Consider the following 18,180-nt stretch of genomic DNA (forward strand, 5'->3'; position numbering starts at 1 on the left):
TCAATTAATTTTGAATATGATAGATGCCAATATATTAGTAATTGATGATGACGATGACATCCTATTAAGTGCTAGGCTTTTTTTAAAACAGCATTTTAATCAAATTCTTACGTGTAAATCGCCACGAGAAATTAATGTCTTATTAAGTAAAAATGATGTCGATATCATTTTATTAGATATGAATTATCAAAAAGGCGCAAGTGATGGTCGTGAGGGGTTATATTGGTTGGAACATATTTTATCTATCGACAAAGATTATGTAGTTATTTTGATGACAGCCTTTGGCAATGTAGAATTAGCAGTTCAAGCTATTAAAAAGGGAGCAATAGATTTTATACTCAAACCTTGGGAAAACGAAAAATTATATGCTACGCTTTCCGCTGCAGCTCGATTAAGGCAATCGAATAAGAAAGTTAAGAAATTAGAGAAAATTCATACATCCATGCAAGGCGATATGGCTCGGAAATTTGAGCATATTGTAGGTAATGATGCTAGTGTGCAACAACTCCAGAAAACCTTATTAAAAGTAGCCCCTACAGATGCAAATGTTTTAATTTTAGGCGAAAATGGTACCGGAAAACAAGTTTTTGCTTACGAACTACATAAGAATTCGCTAAGAAGAAAGCAGATTTTTATGCATGTAGATTTAGGTTCACTAAATGAAAACTTGTTCGAAAGTGAGCTTTTTGGTTATGCAAAAGGTGCTTTTACAGATGCAAGAGAAGATAAACCTGGTCGTTTTGAAATGGCAGATGGTGGAACAATTTTCTTAGATGAGATTGGAAATCTTTCTTTACCGCTACAAGCCAAATTATTAAGTGTTTTACAAAATCGCACAGTTACACGTTTAGGGGAAAGTAAAGAACGAAAAATTGATGTACGTTTAATTAGTGCCACGAATATGCCTCTAAATGATATGGTTGCAAAAAGTACTTTTAGACAAGATTTATTATTTCGGATAAATACGGTAGAATTGCTTTTACCACCTCTAAGACAACGAGGCAACGATATTGTCCTTTTAGCTTATCATTTCTTGCAAGTTTTTAGCACTAAATATCATAAAGCGATCAAAAAGATTACTGCTAAAGCCGAACAAACTATGCTTAACTATAGTTGGCCAGGCAATATTCGCGAGCTACAACATGTTATTGAAAGAGCAATAATCATGGCTGATGGATTGGAAATTAATGAAAATGATTTGCAGTTATCTCCACAAAAATTTGGTAATCAAGCGGTTTTACAAGCTGATATGCCTTTAGAAGAAATGGAAAAAATGATGGTAAATAAAGCTATCGAGAAGCACAAAGGGAATATTTCTAAAGCTGCTGCCGAATTAGGATTAACACGTGCGGCTTTGTATCGTAGAATTGAAAAATTTGGACTTTAAAAGTTAATTCACGCTAAACTTCTATATTTAATCAATTAATTTTCGGCTCGAACTTTAAACTTTTACACACGTAATGTTCTATCAAAGATTTACTTTTCGTTTAATAAGCCGCTTATTATTTATCAATTTGCTGGCCATATTATTGGTTTATCTAGTTCGCAATACTCAACTATGGTTTACTATTACGGGTGTAAGTCTAATTTTATTGGGTACTGTCATTTCGCTCTATTTTTATATTAATCAAATTAGAGAAGATATTAAACGTTTCATTTTAGCTGTTAAAACAAGAGATCATACTTTAAATTTTAAGAATAAGATTACCAAAGGAAGTTTTCCAGAATTGTATGAATCGTTTAATGAAATCATTCAAATCCATAAAGATATACAGCTAGAACAAGACGCGATTTTTCAGCTCATTAAAACCATATTAGAGCAAGTTCCTGTTGGTGTAATTGTGGTTAAAAAAAATAAAACTGAAAAGCAAAAATCTGAAATTTCATTCTTCAATTTAGCTGCAAGTAATCTCTTAAATGTTCCTGCGTATAGTTATTGGCATCGATTTGAACAACATCTACCCATTTTTGCCGAAGAAATAGAAAAGATAAATACAGGTGGTAAACGCTTTCTAGAATTAAAAATACAAGATAAATTTATCCAACTTTCTATAGAAGTTATTCCGCTTAATCTTTACGGTGCTGACCATATTATTATTTCATTTCAGAATATTAAAGATGAAATTGAACAAAAAGAAACTGAAGCTTGGAATCGTTTAATTGGGGTAATCTCTCATGAAATTTTAAACTCTATCACTCCTATTAGCTCGCTTTCTGCTACTGTAAACCAAATGATTAACGATAAAAAAAGTTTAAATTACGAAGATTTAGAGGATTTAAAACCAGCCCTACAAACCATTAAACGTCGTTCTGAAGGTTTGTTAGATTTCGTTAAAGATTATCGATTGATTGCCGAATTACCCACTCCAAATGCTGAGCAGCATAGTGTTGGTGAAATTTTGCAACATGTAAAAGTGTTAATGCAGCCTATGGTGAGTGCTAAACATATTAAATTACAAGTACTGCAAACTTCATCTAAAATTTCACTGCAAATAGATTTTAAGTTAGTAGAACAAGCATTGATTAACCTCATTACCAACAGCGTATATGCTCTAGAAGGTGTAGAACAGCCAATTATTGAAATTACCTATCGTTTAGCACACAATAAAGTATATATCGATGTAATTGATAACGGAAAAGGAATTGAAGCAAGTAACATTGAGAAAATATTTGTCCCTTTTTATACTACACGCAAAAATGGGTCTGGCATTGGCCTAACTATTACACGCAATATTATGAAAATGCACCGCGGTAGTTTAGAAGTGAATTCTATCCCAAATCAACAAACAACTTTTTCTTTGGTGTTTAATTATGCTTAACATTTCGGTTAGCTATTCAAATATTTGTTTTTCTTAAACTCAATTCCTTTTCTAATTAAAATGGCATGGTAGAAACTCGGAACATCATGCTTCCATTTTGGTAAAAACAAGATGATTAAAATCACATCTAATTGTGAAATTAAGCCCAAAATAATGCAGATTTTCATCATCCATCCGCCATAAGCGAAACCTAATAAACATGTAAAGGTAGCTAATAAGGTAAGGCCCCATATTTTAGAAACAAATGCGTGAGTACAGGTTTCTTTGCCAAATTTGATTAAACTAACACCATAGCATACCGCTTCCATTAGTACAACAGCAAGTACACCAATTAGATTCTCTTTAATTAATTCTGGATAAATTAAATAACAACTGACAGAAATGCTTAGCCAAAAAACCAAATCTGTCTGACTATCTAATCTCCGCATTTTTTCGGTATCGATTTTCATTTTCCTGGCTATAATTCCGTCAAAAATATCAGAAAGCAGACCTAAAAACATTAAAACCAAAACTATATATGCGGCGCTGTCTGTCATAAAATAAGAGATGAGCAAGATGATAGGCGCTAATAAAAATCTAAATAGTATTAGTAAATAAGGTATGCTCATAAATAGGGATTAGATTCTTCAATATACAAAAAGCCTTTACTAAAAAGTAAAGGCTTTGTATTTATTCAAATATGAATTTTATTAAATTACAGTCCCATTTGGTATGGTTGCACCTTTTTTTACAACAACAATTCCATCTTTCACTACATATAATCCATAATCGCCCTCAGTTAAATGAGTACCACCATTGATGCGAACATCATTTCCTATTCGACAATTTTTATCTACAATTGCGTTATTAATATAACAACGATCACCAATGCCCAATAACGGCTGACCAGCATTTGTTGCTTCTTGTATTTCCAATAAAGTTTGATAGTGGTCACTACCCATTACGTACGTATTTGCAATAGTTGTTCCTTTTCCAATTCTTGATCGAATCCCTAAAACTGCTCTTTCTACCCGACTAGCTTGTATAATGCATCCTTCAGAAACAATAGTTTTTTCTAACGTTGTACCCGATACTTTCGATGGTGGTAACATCCTAGCTCTTGTAAATATAGTATGCGCATTGTCAAACATATTAAATTGAGGGAGTTCATCTGTTAAGCCAAGGTTCGCTTCAAAAAATGAAGAAATATTACCAATATCAGTCCAATATCCTTCATATTGATAGCTTAAAACATGATTACTTAATAATGCTCTTGGAATAATCTCTTTTCCAAAATCTTTTTCTTCGGGGTTATCATTCAACATTTTAATCAGTAAATCACGATTAAAAATGTAAATACCCATTGAGGCCAAGTAATTTCTTCCTGCACCTTTCATTTCATCACTCGTTTCAGAAGTCCAATCTGGCAGTAAATCTGCTTTAGGTTTTTCTATAAAAGAAGTGATAAAGCTCTCCTCATCCGTTTTTAAAATCCCAAAGTCAGTTGCATCTGAAGCGTTCACAGGAATAGTAGCGATGGAAATCTCGGCTTTTTTATCAATATGAGCTTTTAACATTGCTCTAAAATCCATCTGATATAATTGATCACCAGATAAAATCAGAATATAATCAAATTCATGATTCACAATGTGATGCATACATTGGCGCACTGCATCTGCTGTGCCTTGAAACCATGTTGGATTTTCTGGGGTTTGTTCTGCTGCTAAAATATCTACAAAAGCCTTTGAAAAATGACTAAAGTGATAGGTATTTTTAATGTGCTTATTTAAAGAAGCAGAATTGAATTGAGTAAGCACAAACATGCGGTGAATACCAGAATTTATGCAATTTGAGATGGGAATATCAACTAAACGATACTTGCCTCCTATTGGCACAGCGGGTTTTGAGCGGGTTTGTGTTAGCGGGGATAATCTTGATCCTTGGCCGCCACCAAGAATTACACCCAATACTTTGTCGGTCATATATGTCTAGTTTTACATCTGGTATACATCAATGTACTGTTGAGCAGCTCTATCCCAAGAGTGGTCCAAAGTCATGATAAACTTACGAATTTCTTTCACTTTTTTCTGATCTAAAAATAAATCAAAAGCCCTTCCAATGGCATGCCCTACATCCCAAATACTAGTTTGATCGTGGCAAATTCCAAATCCCCCATCACCAATATCAACCACTGTATCTTTTAATCCACCTATACGTCTTACAATCGGAATTGTGCCGTAACGCAACGCATACATTTGATTTAAACCGCAAGGTTCTACTCTTGATGGCATTAAAAGGAAATCTGCACCTGCATAAATTTGATGTGATAATGATTCATTGTATCCAATATATGCGTTATACCTACCAGGAAATTGATGTGTTAAAGCATTTAATCTATCTTCCACCTCTGTCTCTCCTGAACCTAACACCAAAATATTGATTTCTCCACCGCTTTGCTGTAACGCATTATAAAAAATTTCTGGTAATAGATCTGCACCTTTTTCTCCAACTAATCGTCCAATAAATGTATAAAGTGGTTTTGTTGGATCTAAATTAAAAACACTACAAAGTGCCTCTTTGTTTGCTTTTTTTCCACTTTCTACAGTACGAACAGCAAATCCTTTGGTTAGCATTGGATCTTTTTGCGGATTCCAAACTTCATTATCTATACCATTTAAGATGCCAACAGATTTTCCGCGTTCTTGCGCAAATAAACTTTCTAATCCATTGGCTTTATGACTAATTTCTTCTAAATAACTTGGGGAAACCGTGGTTACTCTCCACGCACATTTTATAGCAGATGCTAGTGGATTTATAGAATTATCCCAATCTAGTTTACTTGCATTCCGTAAATCAAAAGATGGTATATAGTGTAATTTATCCCAACCAAATTGACCTTGATATTGAGCATTATGGATTGTTAAAATGGTAGGAATATGATTTAAATGTCGATAATTATAGCAATTTCCCACCATAAAAGGAATTAAACCAGTATGATGATCATGGCAATGAATTACATTTGGTTTATGTTCCCATTGTGCAATCCAATCTAATGCAGCAATTTGAAAAGCTAAGAAACGCTCTGTATCATCCTCATATCCATACACCTTATCGCGATCTAATAAATCAGCGATATGCACTAAAAATAAATCGAAACCTAGTTTATTTGTTTTTTCTCTAAATATCCTAGCCTGATAATTAGCAGCACCTAATCTTACCCAACCATCATACACTACTTCAAACTCATTTTGATGCAAGAATTTGGTATTATAAGCTGGCATTACCACCTTAGCAACATGATTTAGCTTATTTTGATATTTAGGTAGGGCTCCAACAACATCACCTAATCCGCCAACTTTAGCAACCGGATAACATTCTGCACTGAAGTGTATAATTTCCATAAGTAGGGGTTTGAAAAACTTAGTCAAAATAGGCAATAGATTGAGTATTGCAAACATTTCGAGCAATAATTTTTCAAAAACTTAATACTGGAAAAAGGGATTTGTAAGCAAATATATCAAAAGAGAAAAGCTCCGATAAATTACCAGAGCCTTCACAACCAAACAAAAAAATAAGTATATAAATTATAAGAACGTATTATTCTTCTTGTGAAAGAATGGCATAAAACTCTTTTATTGCATTAAATTGAGGATGTAGAGACACTACATTACCAAACACTAATAATGCTGGAGAGCTAATATTTTTTTCAATAATTAATTCTTCTATCGTTTCTACTACACCAACAACTACGTTTTCTTGAGCAGATGAACCATTTTCAATCACAGCAACAGGTAAATTATCTTTTCCTTCTGCTTTAAATATTGAGGCGATTTCCTTAATCTTTTCTACTCCCATTAGCACAACAATTGTAGCGTTAGATTTTGCTGCAACATGTAAATCTGGAGAGATTTCTCCGACAGCATTTGTTCCTGTAACTACCCAAAAACTTTCGCTAAGCGTACCATAAACCATAGGGATTTTCTGCAACCCTGGTACGCCCAAAGCACTTGAAACCCCTGGAACAATTTCTGTAGGAATGCTATATGATTCTGCAACATCTATTTCTTCGTAACCACGAGCAAAAACAAATGGATCACCACTTTTAAGTCGAACTACATGTCCGTAGTTTAAAGCATAATCTACCATTAACTTGTTCACTAATTCTTGTGAGAATGATTCATCGCCAGAGCGTTTACCTACATAAACTTTAATTGCATTTTCTGGAGCATAATTTAACAAAGCTTCATTTACTAAAGCATCATATAATACAACATTTGCGCTTTTTAAAGCTTTCACGCCTTTCAAGGTTAACAAATCTGGATCTCCAGGACCAGCTCCTACTAAAGTAATTTTTGGTTCAATTGTAGTTTTTTCTACCTGCTTTACTATCATCACTCAACGAATTAATATAACAATGCAACAAATATATATAATATCTATGGAATTAGTAGTATTTATTTAAAATAATATAAATTCCATCTTTGCGAGGCACGAAGCAATCTTAAAGCAATTGATTTGCTCGCTCTTTGCAGGGGTTGTAAGATTGCTTCGTGCCTCGCAAGGACGTGTCGGTTAGCTATGCATCCAAGCTATTAACCAATTTTACTCTACCGAAGCTCTAAACATTAAAGCTCCAACCGTTAAATTTGTACGACTATCTACCAAAATTGCTGAACCGTTTGTACGATTTTCGTTATAAAGATCAAAAGATAACGCTTCGGCAGTTTTAAGAATTACTCTGCCAATATCATTTAATTTAAATTCTTCAGCATTGTGTTTTTCTAGTGTATTGATATCCACTTTGTGCAAAATTTCACTGATTTTACATTTGGTGGTTTTGCTGTTATGCTGAATTAAATATACTAACGAAGTGTCTAATGCTCTGCTGTCCATCCAACATAAATCAGCTTCAATAAGTTTAGTATCGTGTGGCAAAGCCGATGAATTTACAATACTATCTCCCCTACTAATGTCTATATTATCTTTTAAATGAATAGTAACCGATTGACCAGCAATCGCTTCTTTTAATTCATTATCGAAAAACTCTATTTTACTGATGGATGAACTCGCTCCCGAAGGCAATACTGTTATTTTATCGTTCACTTTAAACGTACCACTTAACACACGACCAGCATAACCTCTATAATCGTGTAATTCATCTGTTTGAGGTCTAATTACCCACTGAACAGGGAAACGAGCTTGTGTTAAAGTTTCTTGATGATCAGTATCTACTTCTTCTAAAAAATGCAATAAACTTTCGCCCTCGTACCAATGCATATTAGTTGAAGGTTGCACAATATTATCGCCCTTTAATGCACTCACAGGAATATAAGTTACATCTTCTAAATTAAGTTGTTGTGCTAATATTTTATATTTATTGGTAATGGCATCGAAAATAGTTTCGCTATAATCAACCATATCCATTTTATTGATACACACTACAATATGCTTAATTCCCAATAGTGAAACCAAATAGGAATGGCGAATAGTTTGCTCTACAACTCCATTTCTAGCATCAATTAAAATGATTGCCAAATTAGCTGTTGATGCACCTGTAACCATGTTTCTAGTATATTGAATGTGGCCCGGAGTATCGGCTATAATAAATTTTCTCTTCTCGGTCTGAAAGTATTTATAGGCCACATCAATAGTAATTCCTTGTTCGCGTTCTGCTCTTAGTCCATCGGTTAAAATGGCTAAATCTATTGTTCCATCATCGTTTTTTCGATTAGAATTTTGTAATGCTTCTAATTGATCTGCTAAGATGGAATCTGTATCGTATAACAAGCGGCCGATAAGGGTACTTTTACCATCATCTACGCTGCCTGCTGTGAAAAATTTTAATATGTTCATAATTTTTGGTTGTTTAGATGATTAGTTGTTTGGCTGTTTGGAAGAACATCGGTTCTAACCAACTAACACACAAAACAACTAACCAACTAGATTAAAAGTATCCTCCTTTTTTCCTGTCTTCCATTGCGGCTTCAGAAACTTTATCATCCATACGAGCGCCACGCTCTGATATTTTAGAATCACTTATTTCTTGAATGATATCGTCGATTAAATCAGCATCAGATTCTACAGCGGCTGTACAAGACATATCTCCAACTGTACGGAAACGAACTTTTTTATTCACTACGATATCTTCTTCATCCATATTTAAAAATGGAGAAGCTGCCATTAGCTGGCCATTTCTGGTAATACAATCACGTTGGTGCGCAAAATAAATGCTCGGCAATTCAATTTTTTCTCTGCGGATATAATTCCAAACATCAAGCTCTGTCCAATTACTTATCGGAAAAACACGTACGTTTTCGCCTTTATGAATTTTACCGTTGTAAATGTTCCATAATTCTGGACGTTGGCGTTTTGGATCCCATTGACCAAATTCATCTCTCACAGAAAAAATGCGCTCTTTTGCTCTGGCTTTTTCTTCATCTCTACGAGCGCCACCAATACAGGCATCAAAACCATTTTCTAAAATTGTATCTAACAGCGTTACTGTTTGTAATGTATTTCTGCTGGCATTTTTACCAGTTTGCTCTATCACTTTTCCTTCATTTATTGATTTTTGTACTGAACCAACAATTAATTTCTCGCCAATTCTGGCAATCATTTTATCACGGTACTCAATCGTTTCTTCAAAATTATGTCCAGTATCAATATGTACCAATGGAAAAGGAAATTTACCCGGTCTGAATGCTTTCTCTGCCAAACGTACTAGTGTAATAGAATCCTTACCCCCTGAAAAAAGCAATGCAGGTTTCTCAAATTGCCCTGCTACTTCACGTAAAATGTGAATAGCCTCGGCCTCCAATTCATCTAAATAATCTAAATTATATCTACTCATTTTTCTCTTCGTTCTAAATTCACTTCGGGTTTACGATGCCTGATGTAACCCACATTCCTTTTTTGATTGATCTTCCCACCACCATCTGCCTGCTCTAAAATCTTCTCTTGGCTGTACTGCTCGTGTACATGGGGCACAACCAATACTTGGGAAACCTTTGTCGTGTAATGTATTGTAAACAATGTTGTTTTCTTTTATGTATTGTTTTACCTCCTCTAAAGTCCAGTCAAAAATTGGATGAAATTTTAAGAGCCGATTACCTTCATCCCATTCTACATCTCTCATGTCTTCTCTATTTGCACTTTGCTCTGCTCTAATTCCAGTAATCCAAATTTCATTACCACTTAATGCTCGTTTTAACGGTTCTATTTTTCGGATGTAACAACATTCTTTCCTATTCTCAACAGATTCGTAAAAACTATTTGGTCCTTTCGTATTGACCATATTTTGCACTAAATCTGTTTGTGGGTAATAGGCGTGGATAGGTTGCTGATAAACTTCCAATGTTCTATTCCACACGTAATAGGTTTCTGGAAATAGGCGACCTGTTTCTAACGTAAACACCTTAATTGGGATATTATTTGCAAAAATAAGATGCGTTATAACTTGATCCTCCCACCCAAAACTCGTGCTAAACACTATTTTCCCTTCAAATCTGCGAGCTAAATACCACAACTTATCAACTGTAGTTAAACCTGCTAATTCTTCTTTTATATTTTCCTCTAAAGCTTCCATCTTAAATCAATTTTAAAATGAATAAAATCACACTGCGGGCACTTACCAGCATTACAATAATACCTACTGCTACCATAATGGTTTTTGCAGAAATTCTGTTAGATACTTTTGCCGCTATTGGAGATGCTAGTGCACTTCCTATAATTAAACCTAAAACTGCTTCCCAATATCTGCCGCCTAACATGGTAAAAAAAGTAAGCGAGCTTAATGTGGCAATAAAAAATCGACTAATTTTTACCGTTCCCAATGAAAACAAAGGATGTCTGCCCCCTGCAATTAATGAAGAAAGTACAATTGAACCCCAACCTCCACCAAATGCTGCATCAATAAACCCACCGAAGAAACCTAAAATCCCAATTTTCCTTATTTTATGCTCTGCTCTTTTTCTTCTGATGTTAAAGGCTTTCATTAAAATAATTCCTCCTAAAATTAGTGTATAAATAGCCACAATTGGTTTTGTATACTGACTATAATGCTCCAATGATGACAATAAATAAGCGCCCAAAACTGCTCCAACTATTGCAGGAATAATTAATAATTTAAAGAGTTTCCAGTTTACATTTCCCATTCTAAAGTGCATCCATCCGGCTATACCGTTGCTTAAAACTTCAGAAATATGAATAGCCATACTAGCTGATGCTGGCGGCAAACCCATTGCCAATGAGAAAGATGCAGAGGTAACTCCATACGACATTCCAATTGCGCCGTCTATCATTGCAAAAACAAATCCCGCTCCTAAAAACCAATAGAATAATGGATCAATGTGAATCAAGAACGATTGAAATTCTGGTTCTGTATTCCACAATGTGAAACCAACGGTAGTTAATAAAAACACAAGAGAAAGCCATATTAACCAATTAATGTTGGTAGCTAAAAAGCTTTTCTTCGGGTTAATTAAGCTTTCAGTGACCTTATTCAGTTTTTTCACTTTTACAGCGAAATCTCCATTTAAGGTTTGACGCAAAGCACTCATGTTTTGCAATGTTGTATCTAACTCAGCCGGCAAACTCTCATTTAAAATCTGTTTTAAGCGTTTAGCTATTGTTGGCGATTTCCCATTGGTAGAGATCGCAATTTTTAAATCGCCTTTTTGTACAATAGAACCTAAATAAAAATCACATAGTGCTGGTTTATCCGCAACGTTAATTAACAAACCTCTATCGTGTGCTGCTAACCTAATTTCTTCATTTAAATTGTTGTCATTAGTAGCCGCGAATACGATATCGATATCATTTAAATCATCAGCATCAAAACTTTTTTCCTTTAGTTTTAGGTTTGGATGATTTGCTAAAAACAAACGAAATTCTGGAGAAACTGCAGCTGCAACAACTGTAACTCTAGCATATTGACTGTTGTTTAAGATCGCATTTAACTTTTCTAAGCCAATATTACCTGCACCAATTAATAATGTGCGCAACTGATTTAGTTTTATAAAAACTGGAAACAGCTGATTTCCTTCTTCCTTTTGAGAAAAAGCCACATTATCAGTTTGTAGGTTAGGCAATGGAAGCATAGTGTTTAATTAACGATTTAAACGATGGATGAAGCGACACTACTTCTCCAAAAATTAACAATGCAGGCGCTTCAATTTTTTCTCTCTTAACGATCTCGTAAATTGAATCAACTGTACCAACTACCAGCTTTTCATCTTCAGATGAACCATTTTGAACGACCGCAGCTGGCAAATTATGTTTACCAGAACCTTTAAAAATCTCCACAATCTCAGGCAGTTTCTTTAACCCCATTAATATAATTACAGTTGCTTTTGAATTAGCAGCTTGATAAATATCTTCCGACATTTCGCCAGATGAAGTCATGCCAGTAATTACCCAAAAACTTTCGCTTAAACCACGATGTGTAACTGGAATTTGTTGTAAACCCGGAACGCCAATAGAGCTTGAAATACCAGGAATAACACTTACTGGAATGCTATAAGAGGCAGCATAATCCAATTCTTCATATCCTCTACCAAAAACAAATGGATCTCCGCCTTTTAGTCTTACTACATGACCATAGTTTAAGGCATAATCTATCATTAATTTATTAATCGCATTTTGAGAATACGAATGTTCGCCAGAACGTTTACCTACATAAACTTTGATAGAATCTGCAGGTGCATAAGCTAATAATGCTTCACAAATTAAGGCATCATACAACACCACATCTGCAGCTTGCAATGCTTTAACACCCTTTAAGGTTAACAATTCCGGATCTCCAGGACCTGCGCCTAAAAGGGTTATTTTTGGTTCTTTATTTATTTTTCGCTCTATCATGATAATAATGCTCCTGCCCTAACGGCTTTAACTTGTTCTAAAAATTGATTTGCTGTGGCAAGATATTGTTGTGCAAATTCTGCAGATGGCTCATTCTTATTAATCTGTAAAACCAGATCAGAAAAACTGGTCTCAAAACTAAATTCTCCAGTGGTTACGTAATGATTATCGAACTCGCGAATTACACCAATTTGTGTACTACTATTAATGCCTTTATCCAGTAATAAAGCTTTAGCTCCACTCACAAATACACTATAGGCATGGTAAATCGCATCGGCAAATGCCTGTTCATTGAAAGCCTGCTCTGCCCAACTAAATTTCTCTTCTGCTTCTAATAACAAGGTCGCTACCAAATCAATTACCACACCCGCACATTCTCCAACACCAATTGCAGTTTGAAAGATTTCTTCATGTCCCCAATCCACAAATTCTTCACTTTTTAATGCTGTTAAATCTGCCAAAGGTTTTAATAATTGATAAAAATGATCTTTGCCTTTTCTATCGTAATAATGATGAAAGTTTTCATCAGCTAAATTATTAGCTTTAAAATCGTTCAAAATATAATGTAAAGCCTGCGTTGCTCTTTTTGATGGAACTTTAATAACACGTTCTGCTACTCTACCTACACCATCGCCAACTGTACCTCCTCCTAACATGACTTGAACTGCCGGTACCACTTTACCTTCTGCTTTTACTGAACTACCGTGAAACCCTATTTCAGCCAAACCATGTTGACCGCAAGAATTCATACAGCCGCTAATTTTTATTTTGATGTTTTTCTCGTAAATAAACTCAGGGAAATCTTCATAAATCACTTCTTCTAAAACTTCCGCTAAAGTCATGCTGTTTGATATACCTAGATTACAGGTATCGGTACCCGGACAAGTGGTAATATCGGCCAAACTATCAAAACCTGCATTTGCAAAACCAATGTTGAATAATGCATTGTACAACGATGGCAACGCTTTTTCACTCACAAATTTTAGCAATAAACCCTGATTTTGAGTAACTCTTATTTCATCGGCTACGTACGGTTTAATTGCATTGATGAATATTCTGGCTTTATCTGTTTTAATATCGCCCACTTTCACTTTTACATATACACCGAAATATCCACGTTGCTTTTGCTCAAATACATTTGTAGCCAACCAATGTTGGTAATGGTTTTCGTTCGCTATTTCAACTGGCGGATAATTTTGACTTACAGGCAAAACAGGTTGAGGAACTGTAGTTAAATCTATGCTGAAAGTTTTTACTTTATTAGCTAATTGTTCTTCTTCAACCAAACGTAAAACTTCTTCTAACCCTAATTTTTGAACTAAATACTTTAAACGAGCTTTATTTCTATTGGTACGTTCGCCATAACGATCAAAAACACGTAATACTGATTCAGAAAATGGAATTAACTGATCTTCTGGTAAAAAATCATGTATTGGCGCTGCTAAAAAAGGTTGTGCTCCTAAGCCGCCTGCAAATAAAACTTTAAAACCTCGTTCGCCCTTTTCATTTATTTTAGGGATAAAGCCTAAATCGTGGATATAGCTAAATGCGGTATCTTTATCACTGCTAGAAAATGAGATTTTAATTTTCCTTCCCATCTCTTGGCAAATTGGATTACGCAAAAAATAAGAAAATACAGCGTGTGCGTAAGGCGAAACATCAAAAGGTTCGTCTGGATCTATGCCCGATGTTGGCGATGAAGTTACATTACGAACCGTATTACCACAGGCTTCTCTAATCGTCACATCATCTTGTTCTAATTTTGCCCAAAGTTCTGGTGTTCTATCTAAACTCACATAGTGAATTTGTATATCCTGACGAGTGGTGAGGTGTAAATTACCACTTCCGTATTCATCAGCAATATCTGCAATGCGAAGAAATTGTTTAAATGTTACCTTGCCAAAAGGCAGTTTAATACGAACCATTTGTACGCCAGGTTGTCTTTGTCCGTAAATACCACGGGCCAAGCGCAAACTCCTAAAACGTTCATCGTGAATTTTACCAGAACGAAAATCGTTAATCTTCTTTTCAAGATCGATGATGTCTTTTTCTACAATAGGATTTTCTAATTCTGTTCTAAAACTCTGCATAAAATTATTGTTTTGCCAAATATCATTTGCTTTAGTTAGTCAATTTACGAGTGAAACAAAACAATGATTTGGCAAATATATATAAAGTACATAGAAATAGTAGACTTTATTTATAAATAATTTCAAAAAGAATAAGTAGTGCTTTTATTTAGGCTGGGAGCTTCTCTCTTTCGATAATATCAGCAATGCTAGTTTCACTTAAAACCTTTAAACTAGCATCTCTAACATCAATAAATGCTTTACGAATTCCGCAAGTTACTTCATCGTGGCATTCTTCACATTTGTGATAGAATTTTAAACTGGCACATGGTACCATTGCAATTGGACCATCTGTAATACGTAAGATATCTACTAAGTAAATGTCTTCTGGATTTTTATTTAGGCTATAACCACCCCCAGCTCCTTTTTTACTGTATAAATATCCCGCATTGCGAAGATCTAGCAATATTTGTTCTAAAAACTTTTTGGGAATATGCTCTTCCTCAGCGATACGAGCGATTTGCATTGGCGGTTGTGATAGGTTTTTTCCTAAAACTACCAGCGCTTTTATAGCGTACTTTGTTTTCTTGGATAGCATATAAAAACAAAGCTAATATTAAAATGTGAGTTTTGAAAAAAATTCGTCCTATGCAATTTAACGTGGATTGAGATCATTTTCTTGCTAAATCAATCTTTAATTAAAACGGTTTGGCGAATAAATACCTATGTCTGTAGATAATTTGGTATCTGTTACCAATTCTGAAACCAATTTGCCGGTAATAGGTGCTAAACTAACCCCCATCATACCATGGCCACCCGCAACAATTAGATTTTTTAGCTTTTTGCTATAACCAATATAGGGCAAACCATCTGGCGAACATGGCCTAAAGCCATACCATATTTTATCAATTTGAGGAACAGCAACTTGGTAATCTGGATAATATTGAGGAATAGAATTTACAATTCCCTGTACCCTATTCATATTCACTTTGTGATTAATTGGTGCGATTTCCATCGTTCCACCAAAACGTACCTGACCATTCATTGGCGTTACAGCAACCCTTGCTTCTAATAACAATGCTGGATGATGAATTGGATGAGTCGGATCTACCATAAATGAATACCCTTTGCCTGGCATAATAGGAATAGTTAAATGAGCTTGCTGCGCTAATTCCGGCAACCATGAACCACCCGTCATGACTACTGTATCTGCAGCAAAATCCCCTTTTGTATTGTGAATAGTTTTGATTTCTCCGTTAGTAATTTCCAAGCCATTAACCTTACAATTCGTAATAATTTCAGCACCATTCGCTTTTACGTAGGCTATCAATTGTTTCACCAAATTATTGGGGTATAAATGTGCATCACAGCGATAGTGAACAGACCCTAAGATGTCTAATTTAGTATCTGGCTCTAACGCTTGCGTTTCTTTGGCATTCAAAATTGCTACATCTAACCCTAATTGTTGTGCTTTCTTGGCTAAATGTATTTCTTCATCACCCGTGGCTTGATTTTTATACAGCATTAAAATGCCTTTTTTCTCCAAGCCGAAATTCAATTCTGGTTCTTTGGCTAATTCGTCATACAATTCTTTACTCAATACATGTAAATCTCGTAACGGTTCTGCAACACGATCTACATGCTGTTGATTTGAGTATTTCCAGAATTTCAGTCCCCAAGAAATCAGTTTTGGATTTAAAGATGGTTTTACATAAAACGGGCTTTTACTATCGAACATCCATTTTATGCCTTTACTAATCATTCCAGGTGCAGCTAAGGGTACAAAATGGCTTGGGACAATCATTCCAGCGTTACCAGAAGAACAGTTATTCAATAAATCGCCTTGCTCTAATAAAGTAACATGGTAGCCTTCTTTTACAAGATAATAAGCAGAACAAAGCCCGATAATGCCTGCACCTATAATGGTGATGTTGCCTTTTTTATTAATGGAAGATGGAAGAGGAGAAATGGAAGATGAGTTGGTCATATTGATACTATATTTTCTGGAAAGAAATCCTTCGACAAGCTCAGGATGACATTTTGAGATTTGCGCTTTCTGCTTGGGTCTTTCAGCTTTTAACTTTATATAACCTGAAAACCATGTGCATACGGATCATCGTCATCTATAAAAATGGTATTATAACCCGTAACTTTTGCCCAGCCTTCTATACCAGGTACAATTGCCGGTTGACCATTAATCGTTGTCTCTTCTTCAATAGTACCGATAAACTGAGAGCCGATAATACTTTCATGCACAAATCGATCGCCTTTTTTTAATTTCCCTTTGGCAAACCATTGTGCCATACGGGCTGATGTTCCTGTACCACAAGGCGAACGGTCTATTGCTTTATCGCCATAAAACACAGCATTTCTAGCAGTTGCTCCCGGAGAAATTGTAGCGCCTGCCCATAAAAAGTGACTTAATCCATTTATATTTGGATCTTCTGGATGGACAAAAGTGTATTTTTCGTTCATCAACTTACGACACGTTCTACTCCAACTAATCAGTTGATCAGCGGTATGATTTTCTAAGCCTTTAAAATTTTTTTGTGGGTCTACAATCGCATAAAAATTACCACCATAGGCCACATCAACTATTAATTCCCCTAAATCGGGGCACTCTACAGTTAGTCCTTCAGCAGCTAAAAAAGATTTAATATTAATCAGTTTTACCGATTTAACTTTCCCATCTACTTGCACATATTCTACTAAAACTAATCCTGCTGGAGTTTCTAAACGCAATTTTCCAGGCACTTTAGGGATGACTAATCCTTCTTCAATAGCAATGGTTACTGTACCAATTGTGCCATGACCGCACATCGGTAAACAACCACTCGTCTCAATATACAATACGCCAATATCGTTAGCCGAATCTATGGGTGGATATAAAATACTGCCGCTCATCATATCATGACCACGTGGTTCAAACATTAACCCTTTGCGAATCCAATCGTATTCCTTGAGGAAATGTAAGCGACGCTCCATCATGCTATTTCCCACCAATAACGGACCGCCTCCCGCTACCACTCTTACCGGATTTCCACAGGTGTGAGCATCTATACAACTAAATGTTTTCTTCATGAAATTTTATCGCGAGTTAATTCGTTATTTACAGTTCTCCAAATACCTAGTGGATTTGCGTTTTTCAGTTCAGCTGGCAAAAACTCATCATCCCAATTTTGGTATGCTAACGGACGAGCAAAACGCTTAATCCCATCAGCACCTACAGACGTAAAACGACTATCTGTACTTGCAGGAAAAGGTCCGCCATGATGCATTGGTAAGCTTACATCCACGCCTGTGGGTACATTGTTAAAAATAAAACGACCGCAAATATCTTGTATGTAATTTATCAATTCTTGGTGTGCTCTAATGTCGTTTGGCGTAGCCATTAAGGTCGCCGTTAATTGTCCCTCTAACGCTTTAGCAACTTCCAGTAATTCTTTCTCATCTGC

At 35.3% G+C, this 18,180-nt stretch carries 15 protein-coding genes and 1 pseudogene; 2 read left to right on the plus strand and 14 right to left on the minus strand.

Translation table 11 applies throughout. The annotated features are described in order from the left end of the window. The first annotated feature begins 16 nt into the window (after positions 1–16). A complete protein-coding gene (locus tag WC622_RS14440; RefSeq protein ID WP_372820425.1) occupies positions 17–1,387 on the plus strand; it encodes a sigma-54-dependent transcriptional regulator in 1,371 nt (456 codons plus the stop codon). Between the two features lie 73 nt (positions 1,388–1,460). Next, entirely contained in the window at positions 1,461–2,819 is a 1,359-nt protein-coding gene (locus tag WC622_RS14445) for a PAS domain-containing sensor histidine kinase (RefSeq protein ID WP_372820411.1), read from the plus strand. Between the two features lie 8 nt (positions 2,820–2,827). On the opposite strand, the gene WC622_RS14450 is transcribed toward WC622_RS14445, so the two are convergent. From WC622_RS14450 to WC622_RS14515, 14 genes and pseudogenes are all read right to left on the minus strand, one after another. Further along, positions 2,828–3,427, minus strand: a complete 600-nt coding sequence (locus WC622_RS14450) for a CDP-alcohol phosphatidyltransferase family protein (protein ID WP_372820412.1) — start codon at positions 3,425–3,427, stop codon at positions 2,828–2,830. Between the two features lie 81 nt (positions 3,428–3,508). Beyond that, positions 3,509–4,780, minus strand: a complete 1,272-nt coding sequence (locus WC622_RS14455) for a glucose-1-phosphate adenylyltransferase (RefSeq protein WP_372820413.1) — start codon at positions 4,778–4,780, stop codon at positions 3,509–3,511. A 12-nt stretch (positions 4,781–4,792) separates the two neighbouring features. Continuing rightward, complete coding sequence (locus WC622_RS14460; protein WP_372820414.1) at positions 4,793–6,199, minus strand: glycogen synthase; 1,407 nt, start codon at positions 6,197–6,199, stop codon at positions 4,793–4,795. 196 nt (positions 6,200–6,395) lie between these two features. Next, complete coding sequence (cobA, locus tag WC622_RS14465) at positions 6,396–7,190, minus strand: uroporphyrinogen-III C-methyltransferase (RefSeq protein ID WP_372820415.1); 795 nt, start codon at positions 7,188–7,190, stop codon at positions 6,396–6,398. Between the two features lie 210 nt (positions 7,191–7,400). Continuing rightward, positions 7,401–8,651: a sulfate adenylyltransferase subunit 1 gene (locus WC622_RS14470; protein ID WP_372820416.1), complete on the minus strand. Its 1,251-nt coding sequence runs from the start codon at positions 8,649–8,651 to the stop codon at positions 7,401–7,403. 91 nt (positions 8,652–8,742) lie between these two features. Then, positions 8,743–9,648 (minus strand): sulfate adenylyltransferase subunit CysD, encoded by a 906-nt coding sequence (cysD, locus tag WC622_RS14475; protein WP_372820417.1) that lies wholly within the window; start codon positions 9,646–9,648, stop codon positions 8,743–8,745. Positions 9,649–9,678: 30 nt separating this feature from the next. After that, positions 9,679–10,383, minus strand: a complete 705-nt coding sequence (locus WC622_RS14480; protein ID WP_372820418.1) for a phosphoadenylyl-sulfate reductase — start codon at positions 10,381–10,383, stop codon at positions 9,679–9,681. A 1-nt stretch (position 10,384) separates the two neighbouring features. Next, positions 10,385–11,896 carry a TSUP family transporter gene (locus WC622_RS14485; RefSeq protein WP_372820419.1) on the minus strand — a complete coding sequence of 504 codons (1,512 nt, stop codon included), beginning with the start codon at positions 11,894–11,896 and terminating at the stop codon, positions 10,385–10,387. Further along, complete coding sequence (gene cobA, locus WC622_RS14490; RefSeq protein ID WP_372820420.1) at positions 11,880–12,656, minus strand: uroporphyrinogen-III C-methyltransferase; 777 nt, start codon at positions 12,654–12,656, stop codon at positions 11,880–11,882. The genes WC622_RS14485 and cobA (WC622_RS14490) overlap by 17 nt, the downstream gene beginning before the upstream one ends. Further along, complete coding sequence (locus WC622_RS14495) at positions 12,653–14,746, minus strand: nitrite reductase (RefSeq protein ID WP_372820421.1); 2,094 nt, start codon at positions 14,744–14,746, stop codon at positions 12,653–12,655. Before WC622_RS14495 ends, cobA (WC622_RS14490) begins: the two co-directional genes overlap by 4 nt. 148 nt (positions 14,747–14,894) lie before the next feature. Then, positions 14,895–15,323 carry an Rrf2 family transcriptional regulator gene (locus WC622_RS14500; protein ID WP_372820422.1) on the minus strand — a complete coding sequence of 143 codons (429 nt, stop codon included), beginning with the start codon at positions 15,321–15,323 and terminating at the stop codon, positions 14,895–14,897. Between the two features lie 96 nt (positions 15,324–15,419). Next, the gene (locus tag WC622_RS14505; RefSeq protein WP_372820423.1) at positions 15,420–16,712 is read right to left on the minus strand and encodes an NAD(P)/FAD-dependent oxidoreductase; all 1,293 of its coding nucleotides are present in this window, start codon (positions 16,710–16,712) and stop codon (positions 15,420–15,422) included. Positions 16,713–16,807: 95 nt separating this feature from the next. Beyond that, entirely contained in the window at positions 16,808–17,806 is a 999-nt protein-coding gene (locus tag WC622_RS14510; RefSeq protein ID WP_372820424.1) for a 4-hydroxyproline epimerase, read from the minus strand. Then, a pseudogene (locus WC622_RS14515) lies at positions 17,803–18,180 on the minus strand (aldehyde dehydrogenase (NADP(+))); the annotation flags it as partial. The gene WC622_RS14510 and the pseudogene WC622_RS14515, both read right to left, overlap by 4 nt.

Source organism: Pedobacter sp., assembly GCF_041662865.1.
In the GTDB taxonomy this organism is placed as follows: Bacteria; Bacteroidota; Bacteroidia; order Sphingobacteriales; family Sphingobacteriaceae; genus Pedobacter.